We start from the raw sequence: 2,754 nt of genomic DNA on the forward strand, positions 1-2,754 counted from the left end.
GGCCGCCGCGCGGCTGCGGCGGCGCCTCGCTCCGGGCTGCCCCCGGTCGCGGTGCCTGCCGTCGCTGCCGTGCCTGCTGTCGCCCGCCGTCCACCCCGCCAGCGTAGGTCGCCCGGCGGCGCCGGTGTGGAGGCCGCGCGGGAAGCGTAGAATTGGCACTCCAGGAGCAAGAGTGCCAGGCTGCGAGGCGACGGGAGGTGACCGGGTGAGCGACGACCGCAGGCTCGAGGTGCTACGCGCCATCGTGCAGGACTACGTGCGCACGTCCGAGCCGGTCGGCTCCAAGTCGCTGCTGGAGCGGCACAACCTGGGCGTCTCGGCGGCCACGGTCCGTAACGACATGGCCGTCCTGGAGGAAGAGGGCCTGGTCGCGGCGCCGCACACCAGCGCGGGGCGGATCCCGACCGACGCCGGCTACCGGCTGTTCGTCGACCGGCTCTCCCAGGTGAAACCGCTCAGCCGGGCCGAGCGGGCGGCCATCCAGCGGTTCCTTCACGGTGCCGTGGACCTGGACGACGTGGTCGGCCGGACGGTCCGGATGCTGTCCTCGCTGACCCACCAGGTCGCGGTCATGCAGTACCCCTCGCTCTCCCGCTCGACGGTGCGCCACATCGAGCTGGTGCCGATCGGCGGTCCCCGCGTCATGGTCGTGCTCATCGTGAACACCGGCCGCGTCGAGCAGCGCGTGGTCGACGCGGGGCGTGGGCTGGACGGGCTGGCCGGTGAGCAGCTGGTCCACGACCTGCGAGGCTTGCTCAACCGGGAGGCGGCCGGCTACCGCCTCGCCGAGGTCGGGCCGCGGCTGGAGCAGGCGCTGGCCGAGGTCCCCCCCGAGGAGCAGGAGGTGGCGCGCGCGATCGTCGCGGCACTCACCGAGGCGGCCCAGGAGCAGACCGAGGAACGGGTGGTCATGGCCGGCACCGCCAACCTGGCGCGCGTCGGCGGCGACTTCACCGCCTCGATCGGGCCGGTCCTGGAGGCGTTGGAAGAACACGTGGTGCTGCTGCGGTTGATGGGTGAGATGGCCTCGCTCGGCAACGACGACGCGGTCGCGGTGAGCATCGGCGCCGAGAACCCCTACGAGGGGCTGCGTGGCGCCTCCGTGGTGACGACCAACTACGGTCCCAGTGCCGCCGGCGGTCTCGGGGTCGTGGGCCCGACCCGGATGGACTACCCACTGGCGATGGCGACGGTGCGGGCCGTCGCGCACTACGTGTCCCAGATCCTGGACGAGAACTGACCACCCTGACGAAGGAACACCGGTGAACGACTACTACGCGGACCTCGGCGTGTCACGCCAGGCCACCGCCGAGGAGATCAAGCGCGCCTACCGGCGCAAGGCCCGGCGGCTGCACCCGGACGTGAACCCCGGCCCCGAGGCGGAGTCGGAGTTCAAGCGGGTCAGCCAGGCCTACGACGTGCTCTCCGACCCGACCAAGAAGGCGGCCTACGACCGCGGGCAGGACCCCTACGGCGGCGCGACCGAGGGCTTCGGCCAGGGCTTCAGCTTCAGCGACATCATGGACGCCTTCTTCGGAGGGACCGCGGCCGGTGCTCGCGGGCCCCGCTCGCGCACCCAGCGCGGCCAGGACGCGCTGCTGCGGCTGGAGGTGGAGCTGGCCACCGCCGTCTTCGGCGGCGAGCAGACCGTCACCGTCGACACCGCCGTGCTGTGCACCACCTGCGAGGGGCAGGGCGCCCAGCCGGGCACCGGCACCCGGACCTGCTCCACCTGTGGTGGCCGGGGCGAGATCCAGCAGGTGCAGCGTTCCTTCCTGGGCCAGGTGATGACCTCCCGGCCGTGCGGTGCCTGCCACGGATTCGGTGAGATCATCGAGCACCCCTGCTTCGACTGCTCCGGCGAGGGCCGGGTCCGGACCCGCCGCGACCTGACCCTGAAGATCCCCGGCGGGGTGGACTCCGGCAACCGGATCAAGCTCAGCGGCCAGGGCGAGGTCGGCCCCGGCGGTGGCGCCCCCGGCGACCTCTACGTCGAGGTGGTGGTCGCCCCGCACCCGACCTTCCAACGCCGGGGCGACGACCTGCACTGCTCGGTCGAGCTGCCGATGACGGCCGCCGCCCTCGGGGCCACGATCACGGTGGAGACCTTCGACGGCCCGACCGAGGTGGACGTGCCACCGGGCACCCAGCCGCAGGACACCCACACCCTGGCCGGGCTCGGGGTGACCCGGCTGCGGCAGGGCACCCGTGGTGACATGGTGGTCCACTTCGACGTCAAGGTCCCCACCCGGCTGGACGAGGAGCAGCAGGAGCTGCTGCGCCGGCTCGCCGAGTCCCGCGGCGAGGGCCGCCCCGAGGGCCGGATGACTCCCGCCCACGGCGGCATCTTCGGCAAGATCAGGGAAGCCTTCTCCGGCCGGTGAGCGCCCCGCTGTTCCTGCTCGGCCCCGGTGACCTGGACGAGGCGTCCGCCGGGGCCGAGCTGGTTCTGGACGGCCCGGAGGGACGGCACGCGGCCGACGTGCTCCGGCTGGCCGCCGACGAGCCGGTGCTGCTGTCCGACGGCTCCGGTGTCCTCGTCCACGGGCGGGTCGTCGCTGCCGCTCGCGGCCGGCTGGACGTGGAGGTGGACCGGGTGGAGTGGCGGCCGGCGCCGGAACCTCGGCTGGTGCTGGTGCAGGCGCTGGCCAAGGGCGACCGCGACCTGCTGGCCGTGGAGGCCGGTGTGCGGATGACGGTCATCCCCGAGGGCCGGGTGTGCCAGGAGATGCTGGCCCTCTACCAGGCCGACGG

At 73.3% G+C, this 2,754-nt stretch carries 3 protein-coding genes; all 3 read left to right on the forward strand.

What is annotated here, in order from left to right; genetic code table 11:
- Nucleotides 1–205: 205 nt before the first annotated feature.
- Nucleotides 206–1,240, forward strand: coding sequence for a heat-inducible transcriptional repressor HrcA (gene hrcA / locus GFJ45_RS15810; protein WP_153398992.1), 1,035 nt, complete (start codon nt 206–208; stop codon nt 1,238–1,240).
- Nucleotides 1,241–1,262: 22 nt separating this feature from the next.
- Nucleotides 1,263–2,384, forward strand: coding sequence for a molecular chaperone DnaJ (gene dnaJ, locus GFJ45_RS15815; RefSeq protein WP_153398995.1), 1,122 nt, complete (start codon nt 1,263–1,265; stop codon nt 2,382–2,384).
- The coding region (locus GFJ45_RS15820) for an RNA methyltransferase PUA domain-containing protein (protein ID WP_194288733.1) at nt 2,381–2,754 on the forward strand (374 nt) is incomplete at its 3' end. The genes dnaJ and GFJ45_RS15820, both read left to right, overlap by 4 nt.

It is taken from the genome of Ornithinicoccus halotolerans, assembly GCF_009602535.1.
Taxonomy (GTDB): domain Bacteria; phylum Actinomycetota; class Actinomycetes; order Actinomycetales; family Dermatophilaceae; genus Ornithinicoccus; species Ornithinicoccus halotolerans.